Annotated in this window: 13 protein-coding genes; 10 read left to right on the forward strand and 3 right to left on the reverse strand. The window is 43.6% G+C overall.

Annotated features, from left to right (window positions below; genetic code table 11):
- The first annotated feature begins 136 nt into the window (after nucleotides 1-136).
- Both C6344_RS17165 and C6344_RS17170 read left to right on the forward strand, forming a co-directional pair.
- Complete coding sequence (locus tag C6344_RS17165) at nucleotides 137-562, forward strand: MerR family transcriptional regulator (protein ID WP_060595739.1); 426 nt, start codon at nucleotides 137-139, stop codon at nucleotides 560-562.
- A 56-nt stretch (nucleotides 563-618) separates the two neighbouring features.
- Entirely contained in the window at nucleotides 619-1,809 is a 1,191-nt protein-coding gene (locus C6344_RS17170; protein WP_106073138.1) for an MFS transporter, read from the forward strand.
- Between the two features lie 49 nt (nucleotides 1,810-1,858).
- On the opposite strand, the gene C6344_RS17175 is transcribed toward C6344_RS17170, so the two are convergent.
- Complete coding sequence (locus C6344_RS17175) at nucleotides 1,859-3,412, reverse strand: ABC-F family ATP-binding cassette domain-containing protein (protein WP_106073139.1); 1,554 nt, start codon at nucleotides 3,410-3,412, stop codon at nucleotides 1,859-1,861.
- Nucleotides 3,413-3,564: 152 nt separating this feature from the next.
- Here C6344_RS17175 and C6344_RS17180 point away from each other — a divergent pair, with 152 nt between their 5' ends.
- Nucleotides 3,565-4,707, forward strand: a complete 1,143-nt coding sequence (locus tag C6344_RS17180; RefSeq protein WP_066031182.1) for a DEAD/DEAH box helicase — start codon at nucleotides 3,565-3,567, stop codon at nucleotides 4,705-4,707.
- A gap of 35 nt (nucleotides 4,708-4,742) precedes the next feature.
- Here the strand turns inward: C6344_RS17180 and C6344_RS17185 are convergent, their stop codons facing one another.
- Both C6344_RS17185 and C6344_RS17190 read right to left on the reverse strand, forming a co-directional pair.
- Nucleotides 4,743-5,747 (reverse strand): NADP-dependent oxidoreductase, encoded by a 1,005-nt coding sequence (locus C6344_RS17185; RefSeq protein WP_060595742.1) that lies wholly within the window; start codon nucleotides 5,745-5,747, stop codon nucleotides 4,743-4,745.
- A gap of 108 nt (nucleotides 5,748-5,855) precedes the next feature.
- Nucleotides 5,856-6,245, reverse strand: a complete 390-nt coding sequence (locus tag C6344_RS17190) for a YfmB family protein (RefSeq protein ID WP_060595743.1) — start codon at nucleotides 6,243-6,245, stop codon at nucleotides 5,856-5,858.
- Nucleotides 6,246-6,466: 221 nt separating this feature from the next.
- Here C6344_RS17190 and C6344_RS17195 point away from each other — a divergent pair, with 221 nt between their 5' ends.
- The 7 genes from C6344_RS17195 to C6344_RS17225 all read left to right on the forward strand — a co-directional run bounded on the left by C6344_RS17195 (nucleotide 6,467) and on the right by C6344_RS17225 (nucleotide 15,769).
- Nucleotides 6,467-6,814 carry a YflT domain-containing protein gene (locus tag C6344_RS17195; protein WP_060595744.1) on the forward strand — a complete coding sequence of 116 codons (348 nt, stop codon included), beginning with the start codon at nucleotides 6,467-6,469 and terminating at the stop codon, nucleotides 6,812-6,814.
- A 962-nt stretch (nucleotides 6,815-7,776) separates the two neighbouring features.
- Nucleotides 7,777-8,433: a class I SAM-dependent methyltransferase gene (locus C6344_RS17200; RefSeq protein WP_106073140.1), complete on the forward strand. Its 657-nt coding sequence runs from the start codon at nucleotides 7,777-7,779 to the stop codon at nucleotides 8,431-8,433.
- A 348-nt stretch (nucleotides 8,434-8,781) separates the two neighbouring features.
- Nucleotides 8,782-9,507 carry a GTP cyclohydrolase II gene (locus tag C6344_RS17205; protein ID WP_066031179.1) on the forward strand — a complete coding sequence of 242 codons (726 nt, stop codon included), beginning with the start codon at nucleotides 8,782-8,784 and terminating at the stop codon, nucleotides 9,505-9,507.
- A gap of 33 nt (nucleotides 9,508-9,540) precedes the next feature.
- Nucleotides 9,541-10,344, forward strand: a complete 804-nt coding sequence (locus C6344_RS17210) for a formylglycine-generating enzyme family protein (protein WP_106073141.1) — start codon at nucleotides 9,541-9,543, stop codon at nucleotides 10,342-10,344.
- A 4-nt stretch (nucleotides 10,345-10,348) separates the two neighbouring features.
- Nucleotides 10,349-12,106 (forward strand): WD40 repeat domain-containing protein, encoded by a 1,758-nt coding sequence (locus C6344_RS17215; protein ID WP_106073142.1) that lies wholly within the window; start codon nucleotides 10,349-10,351, stop codon nucleotides 12,104-12,106.
- Between the two features lie 283 nt (nucleotides 12,107-12,389).
- Entirely contained in the window at nucleotides 12,390-13,472 is a 1,083-nt protein-coding gene (gene ribD / locus C6344_RS17220) for a bifunctional diaminohydroxyphosphoribosylaminopyrimidine deaminase/5-amino-6-(5-phosphoribosylamino)uracil reductase RibD (protein ID WP_060595748.1), read from the forward strand.
- Nucleotides 13,473-13,588: 116 nt separating this feature from the next.
- Entirely contained in the window at nucleotides 13,589-15,769 is a 2,181-nt protein-coding gene (locus tag C6344_RS17225) for an exosporium glycoprotein BclB-related protein (protein WP_106073143.1), read from the forward strand.
- Nucleotides 15,770-15,850 lie beyond the last annotated feature (81 nt).

Consider the following 15,850-nt stretch of genomic DNA (forward strand, 5'->3'; position numbering starts at 1 on the left):
CTCCTTTAAATCGTAATAATTCCTATTTATTTTGCATCAAAACACGAGAAAAATCAAGAGTGAGAACATTTACGTTTACGTTAAGGTTATAAAGGTGTATAATAAATCATGAATTGATGAGCAGGAGGCACTGGCAATGGAATGGATGAAAATTGATCAAGTGGCGAAAAGAAGCGGACTGACCAAACGGACGATACGTTTCTATGAAGAGATTGGTTTATTATCAGCACCAAAGCGGACAGAGGGCGGTGTCAGACTTTACTCAGAGGACGACATGGAAGAACTAGAGAAAGTGATGCAGGCAAAAGAGGTACTTGGATTTTCTTTACAAGAGCTTCAATCGTTTATGGAAATAGGAAAGCAGCTTGAGCTGAATAAAGAAGGTTACTTGCTGTCGCTTGATCCGAAGGAACGATTAGAGAAGCTGTTAGATATTGAAGCGCAGCTGTCTGTACAGCATCAATTGATTACAAAAAAGCTTGAAACGATCCAATCTTTTAAAAAGGATCTTGAAGCGATGAAAGAAAGAGCGGCTCATGCAATTGAGCAATTACAAAAATAAACACCTCTGCGTGTTTATTTTATTTTGTCAACATTTGAAGGAAAGGTTCTGATGGAATGAAGGAAGAAGAAGTGTTGAAACAGCGTACAAGTCTGCTTAGGCAGCCGAAAGCCGTCTGGGCTGTTGCCTTTGCGTGTGTGATTTCATTTATGGGGATAGGACTTGTGGACCCGATCTTGCCAGCCATTGCATCACAATTAGATGCATCTCCAAGTCAGGTCTCTCTTTTATTTACGAGCTACTTACTTGTGACCGGCTTTGTCATGTTTTTTACCGGCTTTATCTCTAGTCGGATTGGTGCGAAATGGACGTTATTAATAGGACTTATTTTTATTATTGTCTTTTCTGCTTTAGGCGGTACCTCTTCAACGATTAATGAATTAATCGGCTTTAGAGGCGGATGGGGCATTGGGAATGCCTTATTTATTTCAACTGCCCTCTCTGTGATTGTCGGTGTGTCTGTTGGAGGAAGTGCGAAGGCCATTATTTTATACGAGGCTGCACTAGGTCTTGGGATTTCGGTTGGACCGCTGCTTGGCGGAGAGCTTGGGACGATCTCTTGGCGCGGGCCATTCTTTGGCGTTGCGGTGTTAATGCTTGTTGCTCTTTTAGCCATTACGTTTATGCTCCCGCCGATGCAAAAACCTCAGAAAAAGGTGAAATTATTCGAGGCTGTCGGGGCGTTAAAATATAAAGGGCTATTAACGATGGCATCTGCGGCTTTCTTATACAATTTTGGTTTCTTTGTGCTTTTAGCCTATTCGCCATTTGTGCTTCATCTGGATGAGCATGGTCTTGGTTATGTCTTTTTTGGATGGGGACTATTTTTGGCAGTGACATCCGTCTTCTCAGCGCCGGTCATTCATCGCAAACTTGGGACATTGACTTCCCTTGTGGTTCTGTTTGCTTCATTTGCTGTGATTTTATTCGGCATTGGGGTATGGACTTCACATGTTGTAGTCGTCATCTGCGGAATTGTTATTGCTGGGGGCATCCTTGGCATGATCAATACAGTGCTCACGACCGCTGTGATGGGATCGGCACCGGTTGAACGTTCGATTGCTTCATCCTCTTACAGTGCTGTGCGGTTTATTGGGGGCGCGATTGCTCCTTGGGTTGCCGGCGTACTTGCTGAATCTTACACAGCAAGCACCCCTTACTATGTAGGGGCGGCTGTCGTTCTGTTAGGCATGATCATCCTGCTTCTTGGCCGGAAGCATTTGGTCAATATTCAAGCAGGTCATTAAATAGAAAAAAGCCTTATATCTTCTGAACAGATATAAGGCTTTTTTATCGTTATAATACTTTTGTCGTCCAAGATTCGCAATTCCAAGTTTCAGTTGCTACATCTTGATAAAATTCAGGTTCGTGAGAGATCAATAAGACGCTCCCTTTGTATTCTTTTAATGCACGTTTTAGTTCTTCTTTTGCATCGACATCCAAGTGATTGGTCGGCTCATCGAGAACAAGTAAGTTGGTTTCTTCGTTGATCAGCTTACAAAGACGGACCTTTGCTTTTTCTCCACCGCTTAAAACAGACACGCGGCTTTCAATATGCTTTGTCGTTAATCCGCATTTTGCAAGAGCGGCTCTGACTTCATATTGCGTGTAAGAAGGGAAGGTACTCCACACCTCTTCAATACAAGTGTTGCTGTTTTGCTCTTTTACTTCTTGCTCAAAGTAGCCAATATGCAGGAATTCTCCGCGTTCCACCTCACCAGAAATTGGCGTGATTTCTCCAAGAAGACTTCGCAGCAATGTCGTTTTTCCGATACCGTTAGCGCCGTATAACGCAATTTTTTGCCCGCGTTCCATTTTCAGATTCAATGGACGAGAGAGCGGTTCATCATAACCAATGACCAAATCTTTTGTTTCAAAAATCAATTTCCCGGAAGTTCGTGCCGGCTTAAAGTGGAATTCAGGCTTTGGCTTTTCTGCTGCGAGTTCAATCATATCCATTTTATCCAGTTTCTTTTGACGGGACATGGCCATATTTCTTGTGCTGACACGTGCTTTGTTTCTTGCAACAAAATCCTTTAATTCAGCGACTTCCTGCTGCTGCCTTTTATAAGCTGCTTCAAGCTGCTGCTTTTTGGCTTCGTACACTTGTTTAAATTGATCATAATCACCAACATAGCGCGTGAGCTCTTGATTTTCAACATGATAAATCAAGTTAATGACACTGTTTAAAAATGGAATATCATGTGAAATGAGGATAAACGCATTTTCATATTCCTGTAAATAGCGTTTCAGCCACTCAATATGCTGCTCATCCAAATAGTTGGTTGGCTCATCGAGAAGGAGAATTTCTGGCTTCTCTAACAGCAATTTCGCAAGCAATACTTTTGTACGCTGCCCGCCGCTCAGCTCCGTCACATCACGGTCCAGCCCAAGATCCGTTAACCCAAGACCTCTCGCAATTTCTTCGACCTTGGAATCAATGATATAAAAATCATTGTTTGTGAGCGCATCTTGAATGACGCCAACTTCCTCTAACAGCTTTTCCAGCTCATCAGGATCGGCTTCACCCATTTTGCCGTAAATGTCATTCATCGCTGCTTCCATGGAAAATAAATAGTGGAATGCATCCTGAAGCACTTCGCGGATCGTTCTTCCCTTTTCTAGTACAGTATGCTGATCAAGGTAGCCGACACGGACATTTTTTGCCCATTCGACTTTTCCTGCATCTGGCTCCAGCTTGCCAGTAATAATATTCATAAACGTTGACTTTCCTTCACCGTTGGCGCCAATTAAGCCGACATGCTCGCCTTTTAATAAACGGAAGGAGACTTCGTGAAAAATGGCTCTGTCGCCAAAGCCATGGCTTAAATCTTTAACAGATAATATCATTTTTTACACCTCAAATAGATTCAAAACGGCTAGTGCCTCTCATGATTATATCGAACTGTCCGGCTCGATAAAAGCATCAAAAGAAAAATTGCGTTTCAAAGCTGATTTTGAGATACTAAAGGATAGATTGAATGAGGATAAAGGAGATCGACATGATAGAAAATTGGGCATTTTTGAAAGAAGCAAAGCCATTTATTCAGGAAAACTTTCAAGCGGCTGGCTTCGAAAAACCAACAGCTATACAAGAAAAAACAGCAGAGTGGATTACGGAGAAGCGTGATGTGATCGCGGAATCGCCTACGGGAACGGGGAAGACACTGGCGTATGTGTTGCCGCTTTTAAATAAAATCGATGTGAATATCAAACACCCGCAAGTCTTAATCTTGGCACCTTCAAGAGAGCTTGTGATGCAAATTTTTGATGTCGTGCAAGAGTTCAAACAAGGATCAGACATCAAAGCGGTCTCCTTGATTGGTGGAGCGAACATCAAAAAGCAGCAGGAAAAACTAAAGAAACACCCGAACATCGTTGTCGCAACACCTGGCCGTGTACAGGAATTAATCAAAATCAAGAAACTGAAAATGCACGAAGTCAAAACGGTCGTGCTAGATGAAGCAGATCAGCTTCTTGTGCCAGAGCATATGAAAACGATCCAAGCGATCATTAAATCCACATTAAAAGAAAGACAAATCCTCTGTTTTTCTGCGACGTTAAAAGAGGAAACGGTTCAACTGATTAAACAAATGACGTCTGAACCAGAAGTATTGAAAATTGCCAGAAGTGAGGAAGAAGCGCAGAAAGTAGGACACTATTATCTGTTATGTGATCAGCGTGATAAAGTGAAATTACTGCAAAAGCTATCACGGCTTGAGGACATGCAGGCGCTCGTCTTTGTGCGTGATATTACGAATTTAAGCATTTATGCAGAGAAATTAGCGTATCACCATGTCGACCTTGGTGTGCTTCATAGTGAAGCGAAAAAAGCAGAGCGTGCTATCATCTTAAAGGAATTTGAACAGCGTGAATTTCCGCTTCTCCTTGCAACAGATATCGCAGCAAGAGGCATCGACATTGACGATCTGCCGTACGTGATCCATGCCGACCTGCCAAACGAAGAAGGCTATATCCACCGTTCAGGCAGAACCGGGCGCGCAGGAAAAGAAGGGGCTGTCATCAGTCTTGTCACACCTCAAGAGCATGCAATGCTCAAAAAAATGGCGAAAAAGCTGAATCTTACGCTTCAGGAAATTGTTTATAAGCAAGGCCAGCTGCATCTTGCGCCCAAGCAAGCATAAAAAAAGGACCCTTCCACATGGAGGGTCCTTTTTTATTATGAAATTTTGACAAGCTGTTTTCCGACATTTTCCCCTTTAAATAGTCCAAGGAATGCATCAGGAATGTTGTCAAAGCCTTCAATGATTGTTTCTTTATAAGTCAGTTTGTCTTCTTTAACCCATTGTGCGAGATCTCTTGCAGCCTCTTCAAAACGATCTGAATAGTTGGCAACAATGAAGCCTTGCATCAATGCGCTTGTTTTAATGAGTTTTGTTTGCACACGCGGTCCGATGTCCTCGCTTGCGCTAATGTTATAAGACGAAATCGCGCCGCACACTGGAATACGTGCAAAGCGGTTCAAATGATTCATCACGGCATCAGAAATTTCGCCGCCAACATTGTCAAAATACACATCGACGCCGTTTGGACAGGCCTTTGCTATGGCATCATCTAAATCATTTGTTGTTTTATAATTAATCGTTTCATCAAAGCCTAGTTCTTTTAAATAAGCCAGCTTATCATCAGATCCCGCAATCCCAACGACGTGAGCGCCTTTGATCTTAGCAATTTGTCCCACAACGGAACCAACGGCACCTGCGGCTCCAGAAATGACAACGGTCTCGCCTTCTTTTGGCTGGCCAATCGCAAGAAGTCCGAAATAAGCGGTTTGCCCTGGCATGCCCAAAATTCCTAAATAATAGGACAATGGCGCAATGGATGGATCAATTTTAGTCAGAGATTCAGCTTTGGCTGTAGAATATTCTTGCCAGCCAAGGAATCCAAGAACAAAATCCCCTTTTTCAAATTGAGGCGATTTGGATTCAACGACTTCTCCGACAACACCGCCCTGAATCACTTCATTTAGCTTGAATGGAGGTGTATAGGATTTTGTATCCTGCATTCGTCCTCTCATATAAGGATCTACAGAAACATATTTCGTTTGAATCAAGACTTCGCCATCTTGCGGCACAGGTATATCGACTGTTTCAAAATGAAAAACATCTTTTGTAGGTAATCCTTTTGGACGTTTGGCTAATTGAATTTGCTTTTGTTGACTCATGTCAAATCCTCCCTTTCACTTGCAGCCTAGATTTACATTAACATGATGCTTCTTTTCATTCAAAACATACGGTCTTTTTCAAACACATACAAAAAAGCAGCCGCCATCTCATAGATGAGGACTACTTTTTTGGAAGTCAACAGAGAGGAGCGGCGGCAGACAGCCAAACAGCTGATACGCGTCCGCATCACGTTCTTTTAACAAATATTCGTTCGCATTTTGCATGGAGGCTTTCATCATATCGCGCGTCACAAAAGGAAAAAGGATATTCAAGTATGAGGACAACAGGTCTTGTGGATCTTGTTCAATCGACTCGATATCTCCAATGTTAATGATGATTGAAAAGAGATAATCAATGGAGATGCGAAAGTGCTGTTCAGCAAACAATGTAAGCGGCTTTGCTTTTGCTTCTTCAGGATTCCACTTCTGAAAAAGCTGTTTCACCAAATCACTGACAACCCAAGCATTAAACTGCTGCTCCGCTGAAAAGTAATACATCAGCTCTACCTCATTTCTAGCCTCCAGTATAAGAATTGTACAACAAAACAGCAGGGATGAATACAATATTTCAGAAAATTTAGTCATTTTTTCGGGCTTTTTGTCAAAAATAAGCCAATAGGCACGGTTAGTACACAATGTAAAATGGATGTGCTCAAGGAAGGTTTAATGACAAAAGTGACGGGTAAAAGATTCGTAAGACGCTAAAGGAGGAATATAAAATGAAACCTGTTGTAAGAGAGTATTCAAATGATGAGACACTTCAAAGAGATGTAGAGCAATTAAAAGCACTCGGTGTTGCAAGAGAGGACATTTATGTTCTGTCCCATGACGATGATCGTACAGAGCGTATTGCTGGAAATGCAGATGCTAATACGATAGGTCAAAGAGAAGTTGGACTTAAACATGCTGTTGGGAACATCTTTAGTAAAAAGGGCGATGAGCTCCGAAATAAAATCCATGAAATTGGTTTCTCTAAAGAAGAAGCTGAGAAATTTGAAGAACATTTAGATGAAGGAAAAGTCCTTCTCTTTGTGACAGACCATGAAAAAGTGAAAACTTGGGCATAAACGCCAACTGAAAAAAGCCTCTTACTTTCGTAAGGGGCTTTTTTTCATGCCGATATCTCTGAAGGAGAGAACACATCTTTTTTACTATAATAAGAAAAAATAGCAGATTGGAATAAACAGTAAATCATCTAATTGAAAATGCAGATATACCAAAGAAAATGATAGGAAATGAGAAAAGAATAGTCAAAATTTCACAAAAATCCATTCGGGAAATAATCATTGTATCTTTCGATTTTGTTTCAAAATGTAATAAAAATCTTGTGTAATTCAGTAGATAAATTTCTTAGTTCTATTGGTTTATGTTGTATTTTTGTGTAGAAATAAGTGTTTTGAGGTCAAAAAACCACGAAAAATACCTGTATTTTCAATTAGAAAATTCATTTTAATGTTTAGGAAATAACTTGTTGACAAAATAATCTAAAAACAATATATTTGGCTTATTCCAGTCATTATGGAAGTAGTTGTTAAATTTCTGATGGGTTTATTCAAGGCACATTCTAGTGAGAGGTGGTGTCATAAAACCAAGGTACAAGCGCTTTTAAGAGAAAAATCTTGCTTGGAATATTTCTACTAAAACATAAGAAAACGGTCTTTTACAATGGTAGCCGATCTAAACAGTAGATTGACCTTTCTACTATGATCACTTTGCAAGAGATATTCAAAAGGCGTTATGTTCTTGTCCAAGAGAGAAAGCGGTTTCAATAAGGGCTGTGAGTTGATCGAACGGTGAAGGAGGTGAACTCATATGAAAAAAAGAGACAATAAGCTGAGGCGCTGCAGCTCTCAAATGGCTGCATATGAGGATGCATGCTGAAAAAGAAGAGTGAACATGTGGGATGCTTCTCTCCTTTTTCAGAAAACAGATTTTCCTAAAAAATCCATCTTTCATTTTAACATAAGGTTTTTGGCTTGAAAATGACCTTTGCCCGAAAAGCCGATTTTGAATAGAAGGAGGTCCTGTGATGAAAAAAGCTTTATACCATGAAGACAGTGGGTTGTATCTAGAAAAAATGCGTATGGCATTTCAAGAACATTATGAGAAAAGAACAGATATGTGGTCTACTGATCCATCCTTAACAGATGCAGCCGTGATGTCATTAAAGGCATGGCATTCACGGGAAAAGAATGCACTTGCTTCTGTGCTCGATATCGGGTGCGGGAACGGCCGGGCACTTGAACATTTAAGGGGGCTTTCTGCATATGTCGGTATCGACCTGTATGAGCATGAGGAGTGGGAAGGATTACAGAAAAGAGAAACGGTTCCTGTCCATTTTGTTCATCAAGATTTTATGTCCTGGTCGATGGATCAGGGATGCGGGATGCAGTTTGATTTAATTTTAGATCATGGCTGCTTTCATCACCAGCATCCTGATGATCATGAGCGTTATTTAAAACAGGTCTCCTCTTTGCTTCATGAAGGCGGCGTCTTCTCACTTGTTGTATGGGGAGAAGAGTGGAGAACAGGGTTAATCGGAGAAGATGGCCGTTTCCACTTTTCATTTTCAGACTCTCAGCTTGGAGAAAAAATTTGTTCATCAGGTCTGGAGCTTGTATCGATTACACCATTAAAAGCAAAGGCCGGCATTAGCCAGCATCATGTCATTGCCGTCAAAATCTAGTACAAAGGTGATCACTCAAACCTAGCAGAGGTGTTCATTCTAATAAAGAGCATGCATCATGTAAGAATCGAAAGGCGTTAACATCGTATGAACCAAGATTTCTGCTCCTTTGTACTGGACAAGACCTAGATTGAAACATCGCTAGAAGAGCTGGGAACGGAGACATTCTTGCGAAAATCAGGGTCTGAACGATGAGAGGCATCGCACATCTATATTCTTCTTTTTAGGCATGAGTGCCGTTTGAAATGAGCACACATGTTAAGTAAGGGAGTGCGGACACATATTCATCACTCCATCACTGCGCTATGAGAGTCGATTTGGGTGCAGCGATGAATAGGGGGGAGACAAATGAACAAGTTTGTAGATGAATTACAATCAATGATTCATCATTTTACCTTTCAAGAAAAAAACTATTTGCTCGTGGGGCCAGTGAACCTGCCGATCTCCATTCAACATGAAGAAGTGCCATTTAAATGGTATGCCTTCGCACCTGTTGAAGGGGAGACAAAACCAACGATCGAATCTATTGTCCAAATGAGTACCGCGCAGCAAACCTTTTCCTCTTGTCTCTTATTTGGCGACTTTGAAAATGAGGTGCCGCCGCTAGTGCGAATTCATAGTGTCTGCCAAACAGGGGATGTGTTTGGGTCACTGAAATGTGACTGCGGTCCACAGCTTGCGTTATCGCTGAAGAAAATCACCGATTACGGTAAAGGCATGCTCGTATATATGGCCAATCAAGAAGGGCGGTCAATTGGGCTGATGGCGAAAGCATTGACGTATAAATTACAGGAAATGAAGCTGGATACTTTTGAAGCCAACCGCCTGATTGGCTGCGGAGATGATGACCGGCATTACGAGGAGGCAGCGGCTGTTCTGCACTATTTAAACAAAGGGAAACCAATGCACCTCCTAACGAACAATCCAGATAAAGTCGATTCCATTGCTGCTTACGGTCTTCCTGTATTGCGATTTGATCATACGGTCGAAGCTTCTCTCTATAATGCAGCCTATTTGAAGGCAAAAGCAGCCTCAGGACATATGGTCGATGAGAAAAAATTAATTAATCAGTAGATGAGTTTACTTTAAAGAAGGCGGGAGAAAAGCGTGAAACCTGAAATCAATTGGATTCAAATCCCAAGCGGCTATGCAACGATTGGAAGTAATGAAGAAGATATGAAAAAGGCATCAGAATTCTGGAAGGACAAGCTTCTCAATCCAACCTACGGCCGTGAGAAAAAATTTCAAAAATGGCTGTACAAAGAATTTCCATCCTATCAGCCGTATATCAATGAATTTTTTATTTCAGATACGGTCGTCACCAATGAATGGTATCAAAGCTACTGTGATGAAACAGGCCAGGCGTACCCGGAGAGCTTAACGAATCAAGAGCTTGGTGGCGGGAAAGATCATCCGGCTTGGGGCATGGATATCGAGGAAGCCTTCTCGTTCTGCCAGTGGCTGAGCGGGAAACTTGGGATAGACGTGTCGATTCCTACTGAAGAAGAATGGGAATATGCTGCCCGGGGAAATACGAGAAATCAATACCCGTGGGGAGATGAGTTTGATCCTTCTTTATGTAATACGTTCGAATCAAATATTGAAAAAACGACGCCTGTCCGTCAATACAAAAAGGGCAGATCCTTATTTGGTCTTTATGATATGGGGGGAAACGTCGAGGAATGGGTCAACACCAAATATCATGTATACGAAGGCGGCATCGAGGTCGTAGATGATTTAACGGAGACGCTTGGCAGTGATTACTACATTTTAAAAGGCGGCTCCTTTGCAAGAGGCGGAGATTTATGCAGAGTCGCCAGAAGACACGGGAAGCATCCAGATCCCGTTTTCCGATTTACTGGCTTTCGTATAGTGACTCGTCAAAAACAACATATAAAGGTGGGAGTGTAAAATCATGCATAGAGGACCGATTACATCTGTTTTATCAACTCAGCAGGACCAAATTGTTTACACTGGCGGCTATGACCGTTGTATTTATAAGTGGAACCGGGCAACAGGAGAAGGAACGTTTATTGGAAGTCACGAGCATATCATTAACTCTTTATCTCTTTCTGAAAACGGAAAGTATTTAGCGAGTGCATCGTCAGACTACACCATTCAATTGTATGATACAGACACTCATACTCGAATTCGCACCCTGTTTGGTCATGCAGATGATGTAGAAGCCGTCGCCTTTGCCAAACAGGATACCTTACTAGTATCGGTGTCTAGAGATAGAAGGTGCTTAGTGTGGGATATCGAAACAGGAGCTATTTTAAGAGAATTCCATGGACATAGCAAAGATGTATTAGCTGTATGGATACATGGAGATAAAGCTTATACAACAGGTGATGATGGCTACGTTCTTGTATGGTTGTATGATACAGGAGAAATTGTAGGAGAAATTGGTCCGTTTGATTATGAGCTGGACACAATCAGCGGCAGCAATCAAAAAGAAGTGTTCGCACTTGGCAGAGACGATGGCACCGTCATTATTTATGATGCGGTTACTTTACAGGAGAAAAAAATCATTAAAGCCCATTTACAGGGCGTCAAGCGGGTGAACTTTTCTCCAAGCGGCAATTACTTGCTGACAGCAGGCTATGACCATTTAATTAAGCTGTGGAATTATGAAACAGGGGATTTAGTCGATACGTTGCTGCCTCATAAATATCAGTGGGAGCGTTCGCTTGTCTGGACGGAAGATGAGAAATCCATCCTAGGAGCCAGCTTTGGAAAAACGTATTGTGAATGGTCTATTGAAAAGGGAAAAGTTGTATCAGATGAGATTGAAATGGCGACACCATCTATTAATGATATTGCGCTGACTGATGCGGGAGATATCATCACAGCATCAGATGACGGAAAATTCAGAAAGAACGGGATTGAAATCGCTAAATCGACAGGCGTTTTAACAAATGGAGTGGCTGTCGCACGAGATGGAAGCTATTATGCGTGGGGAGATCATGCAAGTCAGGTGCATATTGTTCATGAATCATTACAGCAAATGGTTTCGTTTGATCTCAACACAGGGCCGGTCAACAGTGTGTATTTCCACGAGGAGGATCGGCAATTCTATATTGGAACTTACGGCGGTTATGTACATGTCATTTCGACAGAACATTTAAAGGAAATTGGCCGTTCCAAAGCACACGATTGTGCTGTTAAAGCATTAAAAGTAGAAGGAGATCATATCATCACAGCCGCGGTAGAAGGAACCATCTGTCTTTTAGATAAGAAGAGCTTGTCTTTAAAAGCGAAATATATCGGAGCGACAGAGCTGTTAAATGATGTATTCATTGATAGTAAAAGAGATCGTATTGCCATTGTCAGCCGTGACAAGAATGTGAGATTGTTTGATTTGCATACAGGAAGAATTTTAGACCAGCATAATGAACACCAGTATTCTATTAAATCTGTCTCTGTCACAGACTCTGGCTATATTGTGAGCGGAGATTATTGGGGCTATGTCGTTGTGTGGAATCCAGAGCTAGATGTCAATACCGGCCCAATTAGAATTGCCAAGAATGGGATTAGTGCCATCAGACAATTAGGCAATGATGTATACGCAAGCTCATATGACGGCGGGATTTATCATATTCGAGAAGATGGCACACATACTGAAGTACTGCGCTTATTTGAACAATTTCCGAAAGAAGTAATCTCTCATTAAGAAAAAGAATGTAAGCGGGGGATTCTCATGATAAGTGTTTGCAAGGAACATATGAAAAAAGGCCTGACTGTACTCAATTGTCCGCATGTGCTCCTCATTAATAAATATGAATTACGCAAATGCTGTTTTTGTAAACAACGAGCATCATATAAACTTTTTTATTCCTTGCCTTACTATGATCGATCTGAAAAGAAACGGATGGAAAAAATATAGCACATGAGAATAGAACTCCTTCATTTCCTGAAGGAGTTCTTTCCCTTGAAAGAGAAGAAAGGAGACTCACATGAAAGACGATGTTTTTTATATGAAGCTGGCGATTGCCAACGCAAAGGCAATGAAAGGGCAAACCTCCCCAAATCCGCTTGTCGGTGCAGTCATTGTACAGCAAGGTGAGATTGTTGGGATTGGTGCTCACATGAAGGCGGGCGAACCTCATGCTGAAATTCATGCGCTGCAAATGGCAGGGGAAAAGGCAAAGGGAGCTGACATGTATGTGACGCTTGAACCTTGTTCGCATCATGGGAAAACGGGTCCTTGCACGGAAGCCATTATCAAAAGTGGTGTGAAACGTGTAGTCATTGCGACGCAAGACCCAAATCCGCTTGTCGCAGGTAAGGGGGTTACCATGTTGAAACAAGCAGGGATCGAAGTAGATGAAGGAATATGTAAACAGGAGGCGGATCGCTTAAATGTGCCTTTTTTTCATTTCATTCAATCAGACCTTCCTTACGTCATCTTAAAATCAGCCATTTCGTTAGACGGGAAAATTGCAACATCTCATCTTGAAAGCAAATGGATCACAGGAACAGAAGCGAGGAAAGAAGTGCAGCAATTGCGTCAAGAAGCCGATGCTGTGATAACAGGTGTCGAAACGATTATTCAAGATGATGCAGGTCTTATTGTGAAAGATTCAATGGCGACCCAGCCCATTCGTGTCATTTTAGATTCCACATTAAGGATTCCGCTTCATGCGAAATGTTTAACAGATCATATGGCCGAAACCATTATTTGCACCTCGCACATGTATGATCAGAAAAAGTATGAACAGCTGGTAGATAAAGGGCATCAAGTCTATGTCACAAGCGGAGAGCAGCGGACAAATATTCATGACGTGTTACGAATGCTGAAGGAACGTTCTGTCATGTCAGTTCTCGTTGAAGCAGGAGGAAATGTGAGTGCGTCCTTTTTAGAAGAATCACTAGTCAATGAAGCCGTCATTTATATGGCACCTTTATTAATCGGTGGAAAACATGCACCTACTTTTTTTGAAGGAGAGGGGGTGAAAAAACTAAAAGAAGCGATCCGTCCAGCAGATATTGAATATAGTATGGTTGGAAAAGATATCAAAATGACAATAAAATTCTAATAAATGTAAGACTTTGTGCATCGAGCGCAAGGTCTTTTCAATACTTCTTGATAAAAATAAAAGTGTACATACACCTTTCCAAGGAATGATGAATACGATGGATGGGGGGTGATTCCATGAGAAGATGTAGACAATGCGGAAAGACATATCCAACTCATTCGACAGACCACTACCAAAAAGGAAGCTGGTATGATGCGTATAAGGATGACGGCTGGGAATGTGATAGTTGTAAGAAAGGGAAATCTGGAAAGCCAGGGAAACCAGTGAAAAATCCTTGCTGCGGAAAAGATCCTTGTGTTTGTGTGATTCAAGGTCCGCCAGGCGGGAGAGGAAGAAGAGGCCCAGCAGGTCCAGCAGGTGCAGTGGGTCCAGCGGGTCCAGCAGGCCCGGCAGGAGCAACTGGAGCCACTGGTGTAGGCTTAACGGGCATCGTGGCATTTGATCCAGCGGTAGCCCCAACCTATCCAGTAGGTCAAGTCGTGACATTCGATGGAAGTACGTATGTGGTGAATTCAGCGCCGCCAACAGGTACGCCAGGTACGTCACCAGATTATACATTGTTAGCAGCTGCTGGTGAAACGGGTGCAACCGGAGCAACAGGTACAGGAGCGACCGGTGCGACAGGAGATACAGGTGCGACTGGAGTTACCGGAGCAACCGGAATCACAGGAGCCACAGGAGCAACAGGTACAGGAGCAACCGGTGCAACAGGAGATACAGGTGCGACTGGAGTTACCGGAGCAACCGGGATCACAGGAGCAACAGGTACAGGAGCAACCGGTGCGACAGGAGATACAGGTGCGACTGGAGTTACCGGAGCAACCGGAATCACAGGAGCCACAGGAGCCACAGGAGCCACAGGAGCAACAGGTACAGGAGCGACCGGTGCAACAGGTGATACGGGAGCGACTGGAGTTACCGGAGCAACCGGGATCACAGGAGCAACAGGTACAGGAGCGACCGGTGCAACAGGAGATACAGGTGCGACTGGAGTTACCGGAGCAACCGGAGATATCGGGGTCACCGGAGCGACCGGAGTAACGGGAGCAACAGGAGATACTGGAGCGACCGGAGTCACAGGAGCCACAGGAGATACTGGCGCCACAGGAGATACCGGCGCCACCGGAGTCACCGGAGCGACCGGAGTAACGGGAGCCACAGGAGATACTGGCGCCACCGGAGTCACAGGAGCCACAGGAGATACCGGAGTCACCGGAGCGACTGGAGTAACGGGAGCCACAGGAGATATCGGGGCCACCGGAGTCACAGGAGCCACAGGAGATACTGGCGCCACCGGAGTCACCGGAGCGACCGGAGATATCGGCGCGACCGGAGTCACCGGAGCGACCGGAGATACCGGAGTCACAGGAGCGACCGGAGATACCGGCGCCACCGGAGCGACTGGAGTAACGGGAGCCACAGGAGATACCGGCGCCACCGGAGCGACCGGAGTAACGGGAGCCACAGGAGATACTGGCGCGACCGGAGTCACCGGAGCGACCGGAGTAACGGGAGCCACAGGAGATACTGGCGCCACCGGAGTCACAGGAGCCACAGGTGATACCGGAGTCACCGGAGCGACCGGAGTAACGGGAGCCACAGGAGATATCGGGGCCACCGGAGTCACAGGAGCCACAGGAGCCACAGGAGATACTGGCGCGACCGGAGTCACCGGAGCGACCGGAGATACCGGCGCCACCGGAGTCACCGGAGCGACTGGAGTAACGGGAGCCACAGGAGATACCGGCGCCACCGGAGTTACAGGAGCAACCGGAGCAACTGGATCGAGTGCGATTATTCCATTTGCATCAGGTACCCCTGCTGTCTTGACTACAATTGCAGGGGGTCTTGTCGGAACTTCTAGTTTGGTCGGCTTTGGTAGCTCTGCAACAGGCGTTAGCATACTAGGTGGTATCATCGACTTAACAGGAGCAGCAGGTACTCTTTTAAATATGGCATTCTCTGTACCAAGGGATGGCACTATTACTTCATTTGCCGGATACTTTAGTACTACGGCAGCATTGGCTTTAGTCGGCACGAGTATTACAGTGACAGCTAGCTTATTTGCTTCACCGACACCAGATAACAGCTTCACTCAAGTAGCGAGTGTCACATTGGCACCACCATTAACGGGGATTTTAACTATTGGTGCTATTTCAAACGGAATCGCTACCGGCCTGAATGTGCCAGTTACAGCAGAAACAAGATTACTGGTTGTTTTCTCTGCGACTGCAACAGGCTTATCTTTAATTAACACTGTAGCAGGCTATGCGAGTGCAGGCTTATCTATCACGTAATTGAAACAGGGATGACTCGATTTGAGTCGTCCTTTTTTGTTTGAATGAATTTTCTCTTAACTTCGTAAGAAAAAATGATAT

Source organism: Bacillus sp. GBSW19, from assembly GCF_002998655.1.
Classification (GTDB): Bacteria; Bacillota; Bacilli; order Bacillales; family Bacillaceae; genus Bacillus.

Coding starts and splice junctions, on each gene's coding strand:
- C6344_RS17165 (WP_060595739.1), top strand. CDS start 137: ATGGAATGGATGAAAATTGATCAAGTGGCGAAAAGAAGCGGACTGACC.
- ribD (WP_060595748.1), top strand. CDS start 12,390: ATGAAAGACGATGTTTTTTATATGAAGCTGGCGATTGCCAACGCAAAG.
- C6344_RS17170 (WP_106073138.1), top strand. CDS start 619: ATGAAGGAAGAAGAAGTGTTGAAACAGCGTACAAGTCTGCTTAGGCAG.
- C6344_RS17180 (WP_066031182.1), top strand. CDS start 3,565: ATGATAGAAAATTGGGCATTTTTGAAAGAAGCAAAGCCATTTATTCAG.
- C6344_RS17205 (WP_066031179.1), top strand. CDS start 8,782: ATGAACAAGTTTGTAGATGAATTACAATCAATGATTCATCATTTTACC.
- C6344_RS17190 (WP_060595743.1), bottom strand. CDS start 6,245: ATGTATTACTTTTCAGCGGAGCAGCAGTTTAATGCTTGGGTTGTCAGT.
- C6344_RS17225 (WP_106073143.1), top strand. CDS start 13,589: ATGAGAAGATGTAGACAATGCGGAAAGACATATCCAACTCATTCGACA.
- C6344_RS17200 (WP_106073140.1), top strand. CDS start 7,777: ATGAAAAAAGCTTTATACCATGAAGACAGTGGGTTGTATCTAGAAAAA.
- C6344_RS17185 (WP_060595742.1), bottom strand. CDS start 5,747: ATGAGTCAACAAAAGCAAATTCAATTAGCCAAACGTCCAAAAGGATTA.
- C6344_RS17215 (WP_106073142.1), top strand. CDS start 10,349: ATGCATAGAGGACCGATTACATCTGTTTTATCAACTCAGCAGGACCAA.
- C6344_RS17175 (WP_106073139.1), bottom strand. CDS start 3,412: ATGATATTATCTGTTAAAGATTTAAGCCATGGCTTTGGCGACAGAGCC.
- C6344_RS17195 (WP_060595744.1), top strand. CDS start 6,467: ATGAAACCTGTTGTAAGAGAGTATTCAAATGATGAGACACTTCAAAGA.